Here is a 16,361-nt window from a genome sequence, read left to right as displayed (position 1 = left end):
GCAGGTGCGCGGCCGGGCCGAGGGCGATCCGGTGACGTGGTCCGCGCCGGCTGCTAGACAGGGGCCATGCGTATCCAGGTATGTCGCTCAGGAGGGTTCGCCGGTATCGAGCGCCGGGCCGAGATCGACACCTCGGGCCGGCCCGATGCCGAGGCGTGGCAGGCGCTGGTGAAGGCGGCGCTCGACGAGGGGCACGAGGAGCCCGTCACGGGCGTTCCGGACGGCTTCCACTATGTGATCACCGTGGACGGCCGCACGGTGCACTGTGCCGACCCGCGCCTCACGGACGCCCAACGCGAGCTGATCTCAAGGGTGTTGAAGGAAGGCGCGTAGCGTCCGCGGGCTCCTGGTCCGGGCGGGCGGAAACGCGGGTGCGGGCGGGGTGCCGCCCTGCTTGGATGCGGACCATGAACCCACCTTCACCCGCCCCGCTCGACGCCCTGGAGCGCTACTACGATGCCGCGCCCAGGAGTTCGGCCCGCGCCGAGGACTTCGGCCCGCTGACCCTGTTCGTCCGGGAGGGCGCGGGATGGCCCTACTACGCGCGGCCCGCGCTGGGCCGCTCCGGGCCGGTGACGGCCGCCGACGTGGACGCGGTACGGGCCCGCCAGCGCGAACTCGGCGCTCCCGAGGCCTTCGAGTGGGTCGCCGAGGTGAGCCCGTGGCTGCGCGCGGCGGTCGAGGAGTCGGGGCTCGCCGTGCACGAGCACCCGCTGATGGTCCTCGACCCCGCGGCGCCCCCGGCCGGCCCCCATCCCCTGGTGCGCGTCCTGGACGCCGCCGACCCGCTGCTGCACGCGGCGCTCGTCGTGCCCCGGCTGGCATTCGCCGCGCCCGGGACGGGAGTTGGCCCCGCGGGGCGGGCCGAGCTGACCGCAGCGATCACCGCGCACGCCGGTGACGGCCACGCCGAGCAGGTCGCCGAGCGGCTCCGCGCGGGGCGCACCGCGATGGCGGCCGCCTTCGAGGACGGCCTCCCGCTCTGTTCCGGAATGCACAACCCGGTGGGGCCCGTGACCGAGATCGTCGCTGTGGGCACCCTGCCCGCCGCGCGCCGCCGCGGGCTCGCGCGGGCGGTGACCGCGGCCCTGGTCGCGGACGCGCGCGCGGCGGGGGCGACGACGGTCTTCCTCTCGGCCGGCGACGCGGACGTGGCGCGGATGTACGCGAGCCTCGGCTTCCGCCCGGCCGGCACCGCCCTGATCGCCGAACCGGTCGCCGCCTGACGCCCGTTGGGGCCGCCCGGCGGCCCGGCCCTTGCCCCGGCCGCACCCGTCTGCGTACAGTGTGCGCAGCGAGCGAACAGCGTACGCACTGCGGGAGGGGAACCCGATGGCGAAGAACGTGAGCTGGGACGAGCGGGGGGCGTGGCGCGCCGAGGGGGCCTGGGGCGTCAGCGGGTCCGCCGGTGAGCGCGTCCATCTGGACCGGTGGCAGGCGCGGCTCGACCAGCTCCGCCGCACCCACCACGTCCCCGGCGCCGCCCTCGCCGTACTGGCGCACGGCACCGTCCACGAGCTGGCCTCCGGGGTGCTGCACACCCGCACCGGCGTGGCCGCCACCACCGACTCGGTCTTCCAGCTGGGCTCGCTCGCCAAGACGTACACCGCCACGCTGGTCATGCGGCTCGTGGACGCGGGCAAGCTCGACCTGGACGCGCCGGTCCGCGCGGTACTGCCCGACTTCACCGTCGCCGACGACAAGGCGAGCCGCACGATCACCCCCCGGCAGCTGCTCTCCCACACCAGCGGCCTGACCTGCGACTTCACCGTCGACTCGGGGCGCGGGGACGACTGTCTCGAACGGTACGTCGACGCCGCCAAGGGGGTCGCCCTCGACTGCCCGTCGGGCAGCGCCTGCTCCTACAGCAGCCTCGGCTACAACGTGCTGGGCCGCATCGTCGAGGTCCTCACCGGCACGACCTGGGACCAGGCCCTCAAGGACCTGGTGCTCGACCCGCTCGGCGTGAGCCACACGATGACGCTGCCCGAGGAGGCGCTCGCGTTCCGGGCCGCGATGGGTCACCTCGGGGAGTACGGCGAGGACCCCGCGCCGGCGCCCGCCTGGGACCTCATGCCCCGCTCGGCCGGCCCCTACGGCCGGGTCATCGCCAGCGCCGGCGACGTCGCCCGGCTCGCCCGGATGCACCTCGCGGGCGGCACCGCCCCCGACGGGACCCGGGTCCTGAGCCCCGCGAGCGTCGCCGCGATGCAGACCCGCGAGGTCGACTCCCCCGACAAGTGGACCGTCGCCGCCGACGGCTGGGGCCTCGGCTGGACCCTGTACGACTGGAACGGCGTCCACGGCTTCGGCCACGACGGCGCCTCGATCGGCCAGTACGGCTTCCTGCGCGTGGTGCCGGGCGCCGACGTGGCGGTGGTGCTCCTGACCAACGGGGGTGACGCGCGCCGGCTGTACGAGGACCTGTTCGCCGAGCTCCTCGACGAGCTGGCCGGCGTGCGGATGCCCGCGCCCTTCGCGCCGCCCGCCGAGCCGGTCGCGGTCGACTTCACGCCGCTCACCGGCGTGTACCAACGCGAGGGCGTCCGCATCACCGTCTCCGAGCGGGACGGGAAGCCGCATCTGGTGTACGCGTTCACGGGCGGCATGAAGAACTTCTCGCCGCCGCTGGAGATGGAGCTCGTCGCGGTCACGGACACCGTGTTCGCGGGCGGGGGCTCCGGCGCGTACAGCGCGGACTGGATGCCGGTCGTCTTCGCCACCCTGCCGGACGGCACCGACTGCTGCTACATCGGGATGCGCTGCGCCCCGAAGGCGGCCTGACCGGGATCAGCCCCTGCGTACGCCACGCGACCCCCGCCGGAACGTGCCCGGCGGGGGTCGTGGCGTACGTACGGCGGTGCGGTCAGAAACCGAGCTTGCGCAGCTGCTTCGGGTCGCGCTGCCAGTCCTTGGCGACCTTGACGTGCAGGTCGAGGAAGACGGGCGTGCCGAGCAGCGCCTCGATGTGCTTGCGGGACTTCATGCCGACCTCCTTGAGGCGCTTGCCCTTGGGGCCGATGATGATGCCCTTCTGGCTGGGGCGCTCGATGTAGACGTTGGCGTGGATGTCGAGGAGCGGCTTGTCGGCGGGCCGGTCCTCGCGCGGGATCATCTCCTCCACGACGACGGCGATGGAGTGCGGCAGCTCGTCCCGTACGCCTTCGAGTGCGGCCTCGCGGATCAGCTCGGCGACCATGACCTGCTCGGGCTCGTCGGTGAGGTCGCCCTCGGGGTAGAGCGGCGGGCTCTCGGGAAGCATCGGGATGAGCAGGTCCGCGACGAGCTTGACCTGCACGTCGCCCACGGCCGACACCGGCACGATCTGCGCCCACTCGAAGCCGAGCTCGGTGGAGAGCTGGTCGACGGCGATGAGCTGCTCGGCGAGCGTCTTGGAGTCGACCAGGTCGGTCTTGGTGATGATGGCGATCTTGGGGGTCTTCTTGATCCCCGCGAGTTCCTTGACGATGAACTTGTCGCCGGGGCCGAGCTTCTGGTCGGCGGGCAGGCAGAAGCCGATCACGTCGACCTCGGCCCATGTGGTGCGGACCACGTCGTTGAGGCGTTCGCCGAGCAGGGTGCGCGGCTTGTGGAGCCCGGGGGTGTCGACCAGGATCAGCTGGGCGTCCGGGCGGTGCACGATGCCGCGCACGGTGTGCCGGGTGGTCTGCGGGCGGTTGGAGGTGATGGCCACCTTCTGCCCGACCAGAGCGTTCGTGAGGGTGGACTTGCCCGCGTTGGGGCGGCCGACGAAGCAGGCGAAGCCGGCCCGGTGGGTGGTCTCGGCGGCGGTGTCAGCGGCAGGGGTACGAGCGCTCATGCCGCCATTCTCCCCGATCCCGGACCCCGCGCCGCCCAGCCCCTCCCCCGAGGCTCCGCCCCACCCCCCTCACCACCCCCGACGGGTCGGTGTTGGGTGCCCTACGAGGGCACGGGCCTGCACCTTCTGCGCGGCACCGCCGCGGGGGCGCGGGCTGCGGGCTCGGTGCCGGGTGCCCTACGTCTTTAGGGGCGCGGGGCTGTGCCGTTTGCGCGGCTCCGCCGCGGCGGGCGCGGGTGGCGGGCTGCGACGCCGGGTGCCCTACTTCTAGGGGCGCGGGGAACTGCGCGGGTGCCCCAGCACGGTCCGCAGACAAAAGCCGGGGCGGGGTTGATGGGGCTCCGCCCCAGGCCCCGGGGGATGCCCCACCCCGCCCCTTCCCGAAACCCTCCGGGGGTTATGAACGGGCTGAGGTACAGGCCCCTGGGGCTCCGCCCCAGACCCCGTTCGCGCCTGAAGGGCGCTCGTCCTCAAACGCCGGACGGGCTGAAAGCGAACGCCGGACGGGCCGAGGTGCGAGCGGTCGGGCCGGCTGAGGGGGCCCCTTGGGGCGGGGTTGGAGGGGGGCGGCATCATGGGGGGATGGACATGGCCTCCCCCCATACCCCCCGCCGCATCCTCATCAGCGGAGCCACCCGCGGACTGGGCCGTGCGCTCGCGCAGGGGTTCGCGGCGCAGGGGGACACCGTCGCCGCGCACTTCGGCTCGCGGCGCGAGGAGGCCGAGCGGACCCTGGCCTCCCTCGCGGGGAGCGGACACGTGCTGGTCGGCGGCGACCTGTCGACCCCCGACGGCGCCCGCACCGTCGCCGACGCCGCGGCCGGCGCACTCGGCGGCATCGACGTGCTCGTCAACAACGCCGCCGTGAACCTCCCGCACCCCCTCGCCACCACCGCGTACGAGGACTGGGCGGCCGCCTGGCAGAGCCATGTGTCGGTCAACCTCCTCGCGACGGCGAACCTCAGCCATCTCGCCGCGCGCCGCATGATCGAGCAGGGTTCGGGCGGCCGGATCATCAACGTCGGCTCGCGCGGCGCGTTCCGCGGGGAGCCCGACCACCCGGCCTACGGGGCGACGAAGGCCGCGGTGCACGCGCTGGGCCAGTCCCTCGCCGTGCACCTCGCCCCGTACGGGATCGGCGTCGCCTCCGTCGCCCCCGGGTTCTTCGAGACGGAGCGGGTCGCGCACCGGCTGAGCGGGGCCGAGGGCGAGGCGATCCGTGCGCAGAGCCCGTTCGGCCGGGTGGCGTCGGCGGACGAGATCGCCGCGGCCGTGCTGTGGCTGGCCTCACCGGCGGCCGAGTGGGCGTCGGGGACGGTCCTCGACCTCAACGGGGCGTCATACCTGCGGACCTGAGGGGGCCGCTCACACGCACGGTCCGCCGTCCGGCGCGGCGCCGCACCACGCGGTGGGCGGCGAAGGCGAGGGCGGCGATCAGCAGCAGGGCCGCGGCCAACCAGGGCACGGCCAGGAACGAGGCCCCCGCAGACCCCTTCGCATCCTTCGCGGCCGCCGTCAACGTGACGTCGCCCCAGTCGAGTTGGGGCGAACCCCGCCACTCCTCGGTGAGCGTGACCTTCTGTCCGGGCAGCAGCTCGGAGGGGACCTTGGTGAGGGCGCGGCTGAGCAGCGTACGGCCGAAGAGGCCCTTCGCGGCGAGGTCGACCTTCGGGGCGAGCGTGACGTTGCCGCGGTTGTGCAGCGTGTACGTGATGTCGGTGCGGCTCGCGCCGGTGCCGGGCACGAGGGGCCGGTGCTGGGAGAGCACGACGTGTTCGACGGCGAGGGCGGGCACGGTGGGTCCGCCGACCCGCAGATAGATCCGGGCACCCACGGCCTGCTGGATCCCGACGGCGACCTTGCCGTTCGCGGTGGACCCGGGTGCGACCCGGTCGTCGAGCGCGACCAGGGCTCCGACGTGGTCCCCGGGCTCCGCGCCGTCGGGCACGGTGAGGGTGAAGGGCACGGTGAGCGAGGAGCGCGCCGGCACGGTGACCGTGCTCCGCGCGGGCTTCGCCCACGCGCCCACCCCGGTCTGCTGCTCCTTCTCGGTGCGCACGGCGAACCCGCCGTCGCGCTCGGTGTTGTACGCGTCGGCCCCGTACAGCCGGAACGTGAGGGGCGCCGCCGTCTTGTTGGTGACGGTCACCTTGTCGTCGACGGTGGTTCCGGGGGTGGCGGAGAGGTAGAAGTACGGCCGCTGCGCCGACCCCGAACTCGCGGGGAACACAGCCCAGTTGCCGTTGTCGGCGGCGTCCGCAGCGGGCGCGGTGAGCCCGAGGGCGAGCAGGGACTGGAGCAGGACGGCGGCGGCGAGGAGGAGTGCGGACGGCTTGCGGTACGGCTTGGGCACGGTGCGGGACCCCCGGGTACGGGTGGGCCGGCCGGGTGCGCGCCCGGCCCACGGGTGGACATCAGGTGAGGGTGAGGGTCAGTACGCCGCTGTAGGTGCCGGGCGGGGTGAACGCCGGCACGTCGAGCGAGAGCTTCGCGTCGACGGTGAACTCGCCGCCGGTGAGCGCCGCGTTCGGGGTGGAGGCGAGGGTCGCGCCCGCGCTGCCGACGGTTCCGGCGGAGCCCGCGGCGCACACGGACGGGGAGCCGGCCTTGGCGGTGCAGGCGGGGGTCCAGCCGAGGTTGCCCGCGCCGATGGAGCCGCCGGGGCCGGTGAAGTCGGTGACCTTGCCGGTCAGGGACCAGCCGGCGGGGCCGCCGCGGAAGTCCTGGACCGTCACCGTGTTCAGATCGCCGGTGGAGGCGCCGCCCTTGCCGAAGTCGACGGCGCTGAGATCGACGCTGTCACCGGCCTGGGACATCGACAGCGTGCCCGCGGTGACGGCCGCGTTGAGCTTCTGGCTCGGTCCGGTCGGCGGCGGTCCGCTGTTGACGGTGTACGCGACGGGGCCCGCGCCCTTGGCGGGGTCCCAGGCCGCTCCTTCGTAGGCCACGATCCCGGTGGTCGCCGGGTCGGTGATCTTCGGCCGGGCGGTGAAGCCGCCGTTGGCGTCCGACGTGAAGGTGATCTTGTCGGCGGTGGTGGCGGTGCCGTTCCAGCCGGCGACGGTGACGTCCGCGTTCGGGGTGAACGCGGCCCCGGTGACGGTGGTGCGGTCACCGGCGTTGCCGGAGGCCGGGTCGGCCGTGATGGTGCGCTGGTTGACCTGGCCGCCGCCGTCCGTGGCGTTGACCGTCTCGGAGACGGGCGCGGGCGGGTTGGTGACGGTGCAGGGGGTGTCCAGCTCCATGATGTAACTGGTGTGGATGTTGTAGTCGCCGGGCGAGAGGCTGATCGCGCCGGCCTTGGTGGCGGTGAAGCTGCCGCTCATGGAGAACGCCGGGAACGCGCCCTTGCCGGGCACCGGGTCGTTCTTCTTGGGGCCCGTGACGTCCACGGTGCCGGTCTGGGCGCCCGCGAGGACGACCTTGCCGGTCGGGGTCATGATGTCGGCGGGCAGGGCGATGTCGACGGGGTTGCTGGCGGCGGGCTTGTTCACCGTGTAGGTGACGGTGACCTTGTCGCCGACCTTGGGCGCCGCGTTGTCGACGGTGATGGTCGCGTTCGTGGTGCCGTCGATGGGCGGGATGCCGGCGATGGCCGGCGGGATGCAGTGCGTGGCGAAGTCGACGGGCGTCGCGGCCAGGGCGCTCGCGGGTGCGGCGAGCGCACCGGTCCCCGCGGCGAGTGCGACCGCCCCCAATACGGCGGCCAGACGCCGTCTTCGACGTTCCGACATGGGCGTGCCCCCCTTCATGAAGTGGCACAGCGCGGCTCGGCTGCGCCGACAGGGGGCCATTGACGGCTCGGCGCGAAAAGAAGTCAATGGAATCCCGGCGCAGCAACTGATGACCCATCAGATACTGTCAAGATCCGGCAGGACCAGGCCATTTGAGGCCGGGCACACGAAAGCCGGCGCCGCCCGGGACGGCACCGGCCATGCTGCGTGGAGCGTTGGTGCGGGGTGGGGCGTTGGTGCGGGGTCAGAACACGAACGGGCCCGGCGACTGGGAGGTCGTCGCGTCGCAGTTGACGGTGATTCCGAAGATCACCATTTTCAGAGCGGTGCCGGCGAAGTACGAGTTGAGGCTGTCACCGGCGGCCACGGTGCCGTTCAACGGGCCGATCTTGACCGAACTGCCCGCCAGCAGAGCCGGGTTGGCCTTGCCGCTGAACACCCTGGTGCCCCCGCCGCCCTTGGCGAGGGTCAGGTTGGCGCTGATCTGGTTGGCGCCGACGGCGATCGGGGTGGTGACGGCCGAGGTCAGCGTGATGGTCGCGGCCGTGCCGCTCTGGGTCGCGGTGAGCGTGGCGCCACCGCCGCCCCAGCTCCCGCAGTCGTACGTGGCGGTCGCGGTGGTCGGTGTCACGGCGGCGGCGCTCGGTGCGAGGGCGAGGCCGGCGACGGCCAGCGCTCCCACCGCGAGTGCGGCCCGCGCGACCGGCCTGCTGGTGCTTGTGCGCATGATTCCCCTTCCCCTGACAGGGAGTTGATCGTCTGCCGCGTCCATCGACACACGACCGCGCGGCAGCCCTGGCGGCCCACGTGCACGGGTGCGCGGGCGTGCGGGCATGGCTCTGCCTGGGCTGCGCTTCAGCGCGCGGAGGGAGTCCGACTCCGGCCCGGGGCTGCGGCTCTGCGCCCCGCGCCGGTCCGCCCCACAGATCTGACGGCCCGTCGGTTTCGACTGTCGTCCATTGATGCGCGGGCGGGGTGGGATTGCAAGGGGCACCGCCTTGATTCTTGCCCCGCCCGCTCCCCGCGCCCCTGACCACTCGGTGCCGACCGGCGCTCCCTCGGCCCCTACGGGCCGCACCCCGCCTTCGCCTGCGGACCGTGCCCGCTTCTCGCGCAGTTCCCCGCGCCCCTGTAGGGAACCCGAGCCGTGCCCCTAGGTGGGCTGACCTTGGCAGGGTGGCCAGCATCGGCATCCTCAGCCCGTCCGGCGATTGAGGACGAGCGCCCTTCAGGCGCGAACGGGGTCTGGGGCGGAGCCCCAGGGGGGCGGAACCAGCCAACCCCGCCGCACGGGTGGGTGGGTGGGAAAACCGGCCCCCGGGGGCTACGACGCCGGCTTCAGCTCACCGCTGGGCGAAGCCAGCAGAAGCACGGCCCCCGGCCCACCAAGATCCCGTACCGCCGCCACATCCCCCTCCGCAAGCACCGCGGACTCCGACACCACCGCCGCCGCCTCCAACGACGTGGCCCCGCTCGCGACCGCCATCGCCACCGCCGTGCGGAGCGCGGAAAGCTTCAGGGAGGGAAGCTCGACCGTGCCCGCCACGTACGTGCGGCCGGTCTCGTCGCGTACCGCCGCCCCCTCGGCCACGCCGTTGCGGGCGCGGGCGCTGCGCGCCAGCGTGATGATCTTGCGGTCCTCGGGGTCGAGTTCGGTGCTCTGTGTCATGCCCCGAGCATAAGGAACGGGCCGCCGGAGCCGACCGGCGGCTCAGCCCGCGATCGGGTACATCGACCCGCGCCGGCCCTCCGGCGAGGTCAGCCACTCCAGTTTCTCGGCCGTGCCGGTGTTCGGCAGCGGGGTGTGCAGCACGATCACCAGGTCCGGGCGGGCCGGGACGCGCAGCTGCGTCGACTCCACGTGCAGCGCGCCGACCGCCGGATGCACGATCTCCTTGCGGAGCTGCCCTCCGGGCTGGACATCGCGCCGCTCCCACAGCTCCACGAACTCCGGGCTCAGCTCCCTTGCCTGCTCGACGACCGCCTGGAACCCCTCGTCGTCGGGCCGCTCCGAACAGGCCGCCCGGAACTGCGCCACGACGGTGCAGGCGATCTCCTCCCACTGCTTGGCGCGCTCGCGGTAGATGGGGTCGGTGAAGAACGCGATCAGGCAGTTCTGCACGATCTCGGGGCGCATCCCGAGGACCAGCGCGGCCGCGTCGTTGTACATGACGGTGTTCCAGTACGCGTCCATGATGTGCGCGGGGAACGGCATCCAGGCGTCGATGAGGCGCTGCAGCCCGTGGCACATGTCGACGTTGGCCGGGTCGACCTCCGGGGCGGGCGGGTTGAGCCCGGCCAGGACGTACAGGTGGCGGCGCTCGGCGCTGGTCAGCCGGAGCACCCGGCCCACCGAGTCCAGTACCTGCGGGGAGACCGTGATGTCGCGGCCCTGCTCCAGCCACTGGTACCAGGAGACGCCGACCCCGGCCAGCACGGCGACCTCCTCGCGGCGGAGCCCCGGGGTGCGGCGGCGGGCCCCGCCGTCGGGCAGCCCCGCCTGCGTGGGCGTGATCCGCGCCCGCCTGCTCATCAAGAACTCGCGCAGTTCACTGCGGCGTCGCTTGTCGATCGGTGTAGCCACGAACTCCCCCTGCCGGCTGCCTGGTGGTGCCACCAACAGGATAAGTTCCCACTCTCCACGGGCATTCCCGGGCCGCGAAGGTAGGGCCATGGCGATCGATACGACGACGACGGTGACGGCAGTCACCGGGCCCACCGGCCCGGCCCCCTCCCCCTCTTCCCCCCTCTCCCCCACCACCCCGGCGAGCACCCCGGCCGGCAGCCCGGCGTCCCCCGCGGACGCCCGCCTCAGCGGCCGGGCCAAGCTGGTCCTGTTCGTGCTCTGCGCCGCCCAGTTCATGGTGGCGCTCGACTTCTCCGTGCTGAACGTGGCGCTGCCGGCCCTCGGCAAGGACCTCGGCCTGAGCCGGTCCGCGCTGCAGTGGGCGGTCACCGCCTTCGCCCTGCCCTCGGGCGGCTTCCTGCTCCTGTTCGGCCGGATCGCGGACCTCTTCGGCCGCAAGAAGCTGTTCCTGACGGGTCTGGCCCTGTTCGGCACGGCCTCGCTGCTGGCCACCCTCGCCTGGGACCCGGTGTCGTTCCTGACCGGGCGCGCCCTGCAGGGGCTCGGCGCGGCCGTCATCGTGCCGACCGGCATGTCCCTGCTGACCACGACGTTCCCCGAGGGCCCGCAGCGCGACAAGGCGCTCGGCATCTCCGGCACGCTGCTCTCGCTCGGCTTCACCATCGGCATGGTGCTCGGCGGTGTCATGACCGACACGCTCGGCTGGCGCTCCACGATGGGCCTGCTCGTCGCGTTCGCGGCGGTCGTCCTGGCGCTCGCCCCGGGTCTGCTGCCCGAGTCCCGCACCCCGGAGCGGCCGCGCCTCGACGTGCCCGGCGCCGTCACCGTCACCGGTGGTCTGCTCGCGCTGATCTACTCCCTGTCGACGGCGGCCCAGCGCGGCTTCGGCGGCGCCGACGTGTGGGGCACCCTGGTCGTGGGCCTCGCCCTGCTCGCCGCGTTCGTCGTCGTCGAGTCGAGGGCCGAGGCGCCGCTGGTCTCGCTGCCGATGCTGAAGCGCCGCTCGGTGGCCTGGGGCAACCTGGGCGGCCTCGTCACCTTCTCGATGATGTCGACGGTCGTCTTCGTCCTGACCCTCTACCTCCAGGAGACCCTGGGTCTCTCGTCCTTCGAGACCGGCCTGGTCTTCGGCATCCAGGGCATCGCGTCGGCCCTCGCCGGTACGTACGCGGCCCGGCTCATCGGCCGCTTCGGCTCCCGGCGGGTCCTGGCCGGCTCGCTGCTCGGCCAGGGCGTGTTCATCGGGGCGCTGCTCGGCCTCGGCAGCCACTCGGGCGCCCTGCTCGCCACCGTCGCCGTCTCGCTGGCCAGCATGTGCCACCTCGGCGCGATCATCTCGTACGGCGTGACCGCGACCAGTGGTGTCCCGGACGAGGAGCAGGGCCTCGCGACGGGGCTCGTCACCACCACCCAGCAGGTCGGCCTGACCGTGGGCATCCCGCTGCTCGGGGTGCTCGCCACCACGCAGTCCTCGCTGTTCGACGGGGTGCGTACGGTGCTGGCGATCGACGCGGGCCTCGTGGTCGCGGCGGCGGCCCTGGTCGCGGTCGGTCTCGGCGTCGGCCGCGGCAAGGCCTAGTGCCCGCCGCGGCCGGGCCGGGTCCGCGCCGTCCGGTGCGGCTTCGGGGTCCGGGGTTCAGGCCCGGTCGAGCCGGAGCCGCTCGGCCTTGGGCAGGCCGGCGACGACCAGGTCGTACGAGTCCTCGATGAGCTCCCGGACCATGCGGTCCGGGAGCTCCGCCGTGTTCACGGTGTTCCAGTGGCGTTTGTTCATGTGCCAGCCCGGCACGATCGCGGGGTGTTCCTCGCGGAGCCGGACCGCCTCGTCGGGGTCGCACTTGAGGTTGACGGTGAGCGGCTCGGAATCGAGCGCGGTGAGCGCGAAGACCTTGCCGAGCACCTTGAAGACGGAGGTCTCCGGGTTGAACGGGAACTCCTCGGTCGCCGCGTTGAACTCCAGGCAGAACGCGCGCAGTTGCTTCGGATTCATGCCGCTCCCTCCTCGTCCCCGTCGTCCTTGGACGGCTCCACGAGCACGGTGACGATCTTGTTGCGGCGGCCGGCCGGGGATTCGGCGGTGAGCCGCAGCCGGCGCGCGTCGGGCAGTTCCACGACGGCGGAGGCGCCCGCGATCGGGACCCGGCCGAGCGACTTGGCGAGCAGTCCGCCCACCGTCTCGACGTCCTCGTCGTCGAACTCGTCGAACCCGAACAGTTCGCCCAGGTCGCCGATGTCGAGCCGGGCGGTGACCCGGAAGCAGCCGTCCTCCAGCTCGGTGACGGGCGGCAGTTCACGGTCGTACTCGTCGGTGATCTCGCCGACGATCTCCTCCAGGATGTCCTCGATGGTGACGATGCCGGCGGTGCCGCCGTACTCGTCGATGACGACCGCGACGTGGCTGCGCTGCTGCTGCATCTCGCGCAGCAGGTCGCCGGCGTTCTTGGTGTCGGGCACGAACGCGGCGGGCCGCATCGCGGTGGAGACGAGGTCGGCCTCGGAGTCCCGGTTGATGTGCGTCTTGCGGACCAGGTCCTTCAGATAGACGATCCCGACGATGTCGTCCTCGTTCTCGCCGGTCACCGGGATCCGGGAGAAACCGGAGCGCAGGGCGAGGGTGAGGGCCTGGCGGATCGTCTTGTAGCGCTCGATGCAGACGAGGTCGGTGCGCGGCACCATGACTTCGCGCACCAGGGTGTCGCCGAGCTCGAACACCGAGTGGACCATGCGGCGCTCGTCGTCCTCGATGAGGGACTCCGCCTCGGCGAGGTCGACCATCGCGCGCAGTTCGGCCTCGGAGGCGAACGGCCCCTTGCGGAAGCCCTTTCCGGGCGTGAGCGCGTTGCCGAGGAGGATCAGGAGCTGCGGGATCGGCCCCATGATCCTGGCGAGCGGCAGCAGGACGTACGCGGCGGCCGTCGCGGTGTTCAGGGGGTGCTGGCGGCCGATGGTGCGCGGCGAGACGCCGACGGCGACGTAGGAGACGAGCACCATCACCGCGATGGCGACGAGCAGCGCCGCCCACGTCTCGCCGAACTCGTCGAGGCAGACGTAGGTGACGAGGACGCCGGCCGCCATCTCGCAGGCGACGCGGACGAGCAGCGCCACGTTCAGGTAGCGCGTGGGGTCGGCGGCGATCTGCGCGAGTCTGGCGCTGCCGCGCCGGCCGGTGCGGACCGCCTCGGCGGCGCGGAAGGAGGAGACGCGGGCGAGGCCGGCCTCGGCGCAGGCGGCGAGCCAGGCGACGACGACCAGCGCGACGGCACCGGCGATGAGCTGCCCGGTCATGAGACGGTCGGCGCCGGGGAGGGACCGGTGAGGCCCTTCTCCGCGCGCCAGCCGTCGACGATGGCCGCCTGGAGGCCGAACATCTCGGCCTTCTCGTCCGGCTCCTCGTGGTCGTAGCCGAGCAGGTGCAGCACCCCGTGGACGGTGAGGAGCTGGAGCTCCTCGTCCATGGAGTGCTGCGTCTCGGCTTCCTCGCCCTGCCTCTTGGCGACCTCGGGGCAGAGCACGATGTCGCCGAGGAGCCCCTGCGGGGGCTCCGCCGCCTCGTCGTCCTTGGCCGGCGGCCGCAGCTCGTCCATCGGGAAGGACATGACGTCGGTGGGGCCCGGCAGGTCCATCCACTGGATGTGCAGCTGCTCCATGGCCTCGTCGTCCACGACGATCACCGAGAGCTCGGAGAGCGGGTGGATCCGCATCCGTGTGAGGGCGTAGCGGGCGATGTCGAGGATCGCCTGCTCGTCGACCTCGGTTCCGGACTCGTTGTTGACGTCGATCGACATGGTGCGCTCTGCTCTACTTCCCGTTTCGGCCGCGCCGACCCGTCTGGGTCTGGTCCTGGCGGCTGTCGTACTGCTCGTACGCGTCGACGATACGGCCGACGAGCTTGTGCCGGACGACATCCTGCGAGGTGAGCCGGGAGAAGTGCACGTCCTCGACGCCGTCCAGGATGTCCTGGACCTGGCGCAGACCGCTCTTGGTGCCGCCCGGCAGGTCGACCTGGGTGACGTCACCGGTGATGACGATCTTCGAGTCGAAGCCGAGCCGGGTGAGGAACATCTTCATCTGTTCGGCGCTGGTGTTCTGCGCCTCGTCGAGGATGATGAACGCGTCGTTGAGGGTGCGGCCGCGCATGTACGCCAGGGGGGCGACCTCGATGGTGCCGGCCGCCATCAGACGCGGGATCGACTCGGGGTCGAGCATGTCGTGCAGGGCGTCGTAGAGCGGGCGCAGGTACGGGTCGATCTTCTCGTAGAGCGTGCCGGGCAGGAAGCCGAGGCGCTCGCCGGCCTCGACGGCGGGCCGGGTCAGGATGATCCGGGTGACCTGCTTGGACTGCAGGGCCTGGACCGCCTTGGCCATGGCGAGGTACGTCTTGCCGGTGCCTGCGGGGCCGATGCCGAAGACGATCGTGTGCTTGTCGATCGCGTCGACGTACCGCTTCTGGTTGAGGGTCTTGGGGCGGATGGTGCGGCCGCGGTTGGAGAGGATGTTCTGGGTGAGCACCTCGGCGGGTGTCTCGCCCTGCACGTCCCCGTTGGTTCCGTTGCTCGCGCGGAGCATGGCGACCGAGCGTTCCACTGCGTCCTCCGTCATCGGCTGTCCGGTGCGGGGCACCAGCAACATCTCGTCGAACAGTCGCTGAACGAGGGCGACTTCCGTCGCGTCTCCCACGGCGCTGATCTCATTGCCCCGTACGTGGATGTCGGCCGACGGGAAGGCCTTCTCGATCACGCGCAGCAGGGAGTCGCTCGAACCCAGGACGGTCACCATGGGGTGCTTGGCCGGGATGGTGATCTGGGCGTGCGCCTGCGGGTGTGTGGGTGTCTGCGTCATGGGCCGGCCGGGTGGCCTGCACATACCTCCCGTTGCAGGGCCCCCGCTGTTCGAGAGCCTCTGGGATATCAAGCGTACGACGTGGCGCGCATGCCGCCGAGAGGTTTTCCGCCCCTGGTGCGCCCCCGGCCCCGGCCACCGCGGCCTTCCGGCCCCGGGTCAGGCCGGGGGCCGGAAGCCCAGGGTGGGCAGGGCCCGGCGCAGCGGCCAGGTCCGGGCGGCACCGGGCAGCAGGTCGGAGAGGAAGGCGTAGCGGCGCAGGGCCGCCGGGTCCTGGTTCTCCAGGGTGCGCACCCGCTCCCACCAGCTCGCGATCTCCGCCCACCCCGGCGCCGAGAGGGACCCGCCGAACTCCTGGACCGACAGGGCGGCGGTGAGCCCCGCGAAGGCGAGGCGGTCGGCGAGCGGCCAGCCGGCGAGGGTGCCGGTGACGAAGCCCGCCACGAAGACGTCGCCCGCCCCGGTGGGGTCGAGGGCCTCCACCTCGATGGCCGGGACGTCCGCGGTCTCCCCGGTCGCGCCGTCCACCGCGTACGCCCCCTCCGGGCCCAGCGTCACCACCGCGAGCGGCACCTTCTCGGCGAGCGCGCGGGCCGCGGCGCGGGGGCAGTCGGTGCGGGTGTAGCGCATCGCCTCGGCCGCGTTGGGCAGGAACGCCTCGCAGTGTTCGAGCTCTTCGAGCCCGGCCAGGTCCCAGCGGCCCGTGTCGTCCCAGCCGACGTCGGCGAAGATGCGCGCGCCGGAGCGCGCCGCGTCCGCGATCCAGCCCTCGCGCCGCCCCGGCACGAGGGAGGCGACTGCGGCACGGGCCCGGGGCGGGCAGTTGGGCGCGGACAGTTCGTGGGGCGCGTCGTGGCCGTGGGTGACCATGGTGCGTTCGCCCTCGTACGCCATGGAGACGGTGACCGGGGAGTGCCAGCCGGGCACGGTGTGCGACGGCGACAGGTCGATGCCCTCGCCCTGTTCCAGCGCGTCCCAGCAGTAGTCGCCGTAGTGGTCGTCGCCGAACGCCGCCGCGAGGGAGGTGTGCAGGCCGAGGCGGGCGAGCGCGGTGGCCATGTTGGCGACGCCACCCGGGCTCGACCCCATGCCGCGCGCCCAGGACTCGGTGCCGCGCACCGGCGCCGAGTCGAGGCCGGTGAAGATGATGTCGAGGAAGACCGTGCCGGTGAGGAAGACGTCGCAGGGCGGGTCGCGGGGGTCGCGGAGCCCGTCGAGCGGGTCGAGCCGGGCGGAGGGGCGCGGCTCGGCGCCGGAGGTGTGGCGCCGGGGGTTGCGCTCGGCGGGGTCGGGCGAGCCGTCCGGACAGGGCCGCTGGGGCTCGTGGTGCTCGGGGTGCGGCGGCTGCTCTCTGCTGGGTGGTGTCGTCACGGTGGGCTCC

The 16,361-nt window shown here is 72.8% G+C and carries 16 protein-coding genes; 5 read left to right on the top strand and 11 right to left on the bottom strand.

The window, feature by feature from the left end; translation table 11 throughout:
* Positions 1-66 precede the first annotated feature (66 nt).
* From OOJ98_RS04690 to OOJ98_RS04680, 3 genes are all read left to right on the top strand, one after another.
* A complete protein-coding gene (locus OOJ98_RS04690; RefSeq protein ID WP_267053332.1) occupies positions 67-333 on the top strand; it encodes a protealysin inhibitor emfourin in 267 nt (88 codons plus the stop codon).
* Between the two features lie 74 nt (positions 334-407).
* Positions 408-1,226, top strand: a complete 819-nt coding sequence (locus OOJ98_RS04685; protein ID WP_267053331.1) for a GNAT family N-acetyltransferase — start codon at positions 408-410, stop codon at positions 1,224-1,226.
* Positions 1,227-1,332: 106 nt separating this feature from the next.
* Positions 1,333-2,784, top strand: coding sequence for a serine hydrolase (locus OOJ98_RS04680; protein WP_267053330.1), 1,452 nt, complete (start codon positions 1,333-1,335; stop codon positions 2,782-2,784).
* Positions 2,785-2,866: 82 nt separating this feature from the next.
* Here the strand turns inward: OOJ98_RS04680 and era are convergent, their stop codons facing one another.
* Positions 2,867-3,820 (bottom strand): GTPase Era, encoded by a 954-nt coding sequence (era, locus tag OOJ98_RS04675; protein WP_267053329.1) that lies wholly within the window; start codon positions 3,818-3,820, stop codon positions 2,867-2,869.
* Positions 3,821-4,408: 588 nt separating this feature from the next.
* Here era and OOJ98_RS04670 point away from each other — a divergent pair.
* On the top strand, positions 4,409-5,176 hold the full coding sequence (locus OOJ98_RS04670; protein WP_267053328.1) for an SDR family NAD(P)-dependent oxidoreductase: 768 nt from the start codon (positions 4,409-4,411) through the stop codon (positions 5,174-5,176).
* Here the strand turns inward: OOJ98_RS04670 and OOJ98_RS04665 are convergent.
* The 5 genes from OOJ98_RS04665 to OOJ98_RS04645 all read right to left on the bottom strand — a co-directional run bounded on the left by OOJ98_RS04665 (position 5,148) and on the right by OOJ98_RS04645 (position 10,087).
* A complete protein-coding gene (locus OOJ98_RS04665) occupies positions 5,148-6,173 on the bottom strand; it encodes a DUF916 domain-containing protein (RefSeq protein WP_267053327.1) in 1,026 nt (341 codons plus the stop codon). The two genes, OOJ98_RS04670 and OOJ98_RS04665, sit on opposite strands and share 29 nt — an antisense overlap.
* 61 nt (positions 6,174-6,234) lie before the next feature.
* The gene (locus OOJ98_RS04660; RefSeq protein ID WP_267053326.1) at positions 6,235-7,554 is read right to left on the bottom strand and encodes a beta-xylosidase; all 1,320 of its coding nucleotides are present in this window, start codon (positions 7,552-7,554) and stop codon (positions 6,235-6,237) included.
* Between the two features lie 244 nt (positions 7,555-7,798).
* Positions 7,799-8,281 carry a hypothetical protein gene (locus OOJ98_RS04655; protein ID WP_267053325.1) on the bottom strand — a complete coding sequence of 161 codons (483 nt, stop codon included), beginning with the start codon at positions 8,279-8,281 and terminating at the stop codon, positions 7,799-7,801.
* A 597-nt stretch (positions 8,282-8,878) separates the two neighbouring features.
* Positions 8,879-9,223, bottom strand: a complete 345-nt coding sequence (locus OOJ98_RS04650) for a cytidine deaminase (protein ID WP_267053324.1) — start codon at positions 9,221-9,223, stop codon at positions 8,879-8,881.
* A 42-nt stretch (positions 9,224-9,265) separates the two neighbouring features.
* Positions 9,266-10,087 (bottom strand): helix-turn-helix transcriptional regulator, encoded by an 822-nt coding sequence (locus OOJ98_RS04645; RefSeq protein ID WP_267055511.1) that lies wholly within the window; start codon positions 10,085-10,087, stop codon positions 9,266-9,268.
* A gap of 139 nt (positions 10,088-10,226) precedes the next feature.
* On the opposite strand from OOJ98_RS04645, the gene OOJ98_RS04640 reads away from it, so the two are divergent.
* On the top strand, positions 10,227-11,720 hold the full coding sequence (locus tag OOJ98_RS04640; RefSeq protein ID WP_267053323.1) for an MFS transporter: 1,494 nt from the start codon (positions 10,227-10,229) through the stop codon (positions 11,718-11,720).
* Positions 11,721-11,777: 57 nt separating this feature from the next.
* Here the strand turns inward: OOJ98_RS04640 and OOJ98_RS04635 are convergent, their stop codons facing one another.
* The 5 genes from OOJ98_RS04635 to OOJ98_RS04615 form a co-directional block, all read right to left on the bottom strand.
* A complete protein-coding gene (locus OOJ98_RS04635; protein WP_267053322.1) occupies positions 11,778-12,131 on the bottom strand; it encodes an MmcQ/YjbR family DNA-binding protein in 354 nt (117 codons plus the stop codon).
* Positions 12,128-13,426: a hemolysin family protein gene (locus OOJ98_RS04630; protein WP_267053321.1), complete on the bottom strand. Its 1,299-nt coding sequence runs from the start codon at positions 13,424-13,426 to the stop codon at positions 12,128-12,130. Before OOJ98_RS04630 ends, OOJ98_RS04635 begins: the two co-directional genes overlap by 4 nt.
* A complete protein-coding gene (gene ybeY, locus OOJ98_RS04625; protein WP_267053320.1) occupies positions 13,423-13,926 on the bottom strand; it encodes an rRNA maturation RNase YbeY in 504 nt (167 codons plus the stop codon). Before ybeY ends, OOJ98_RS04630 begins: the two co-directional genes overlap by 4 nt.
* 13 nt (positions 13,927-13,939) lie before the next feature.
* On the bottom strand, positions 13,940-14,980 hold the full coding sequence (locus OOJ98_RS04620; protein WP_267053319.1) for a PhoH family protein: 1,041 nt from the start codon (positions 14,978-14,980) through the stop codon (positions 13,940-13,942).
* 159 nt (positions 14,981-15,139) lie between these two features.
* A complete protein-coding gene (locus tag OOJ98_RS04615; protein WP_267053318.1) occupies positions 15,140-16,351 on the bottom strand; it encodes a carbohydrate kinase family protein in 1,212 nt (403 codons plus the stop codon).
* Positions 16,352-16,361 lie beyond the last annotated feature (10 nt).

This window comes from Streptomyces sp. NBC_00083 (assembly GCF_026343295.1).
In the GTDB taxonomy this organism is placed as follows: Bacteria; Actinomycetota; Actinomycetes; order Streptomycetales; family Streptomycetaceae; genus Streptomyces.
This window is presented reverse-complemented; position numbering and strand designations above follow the sequence as displayed.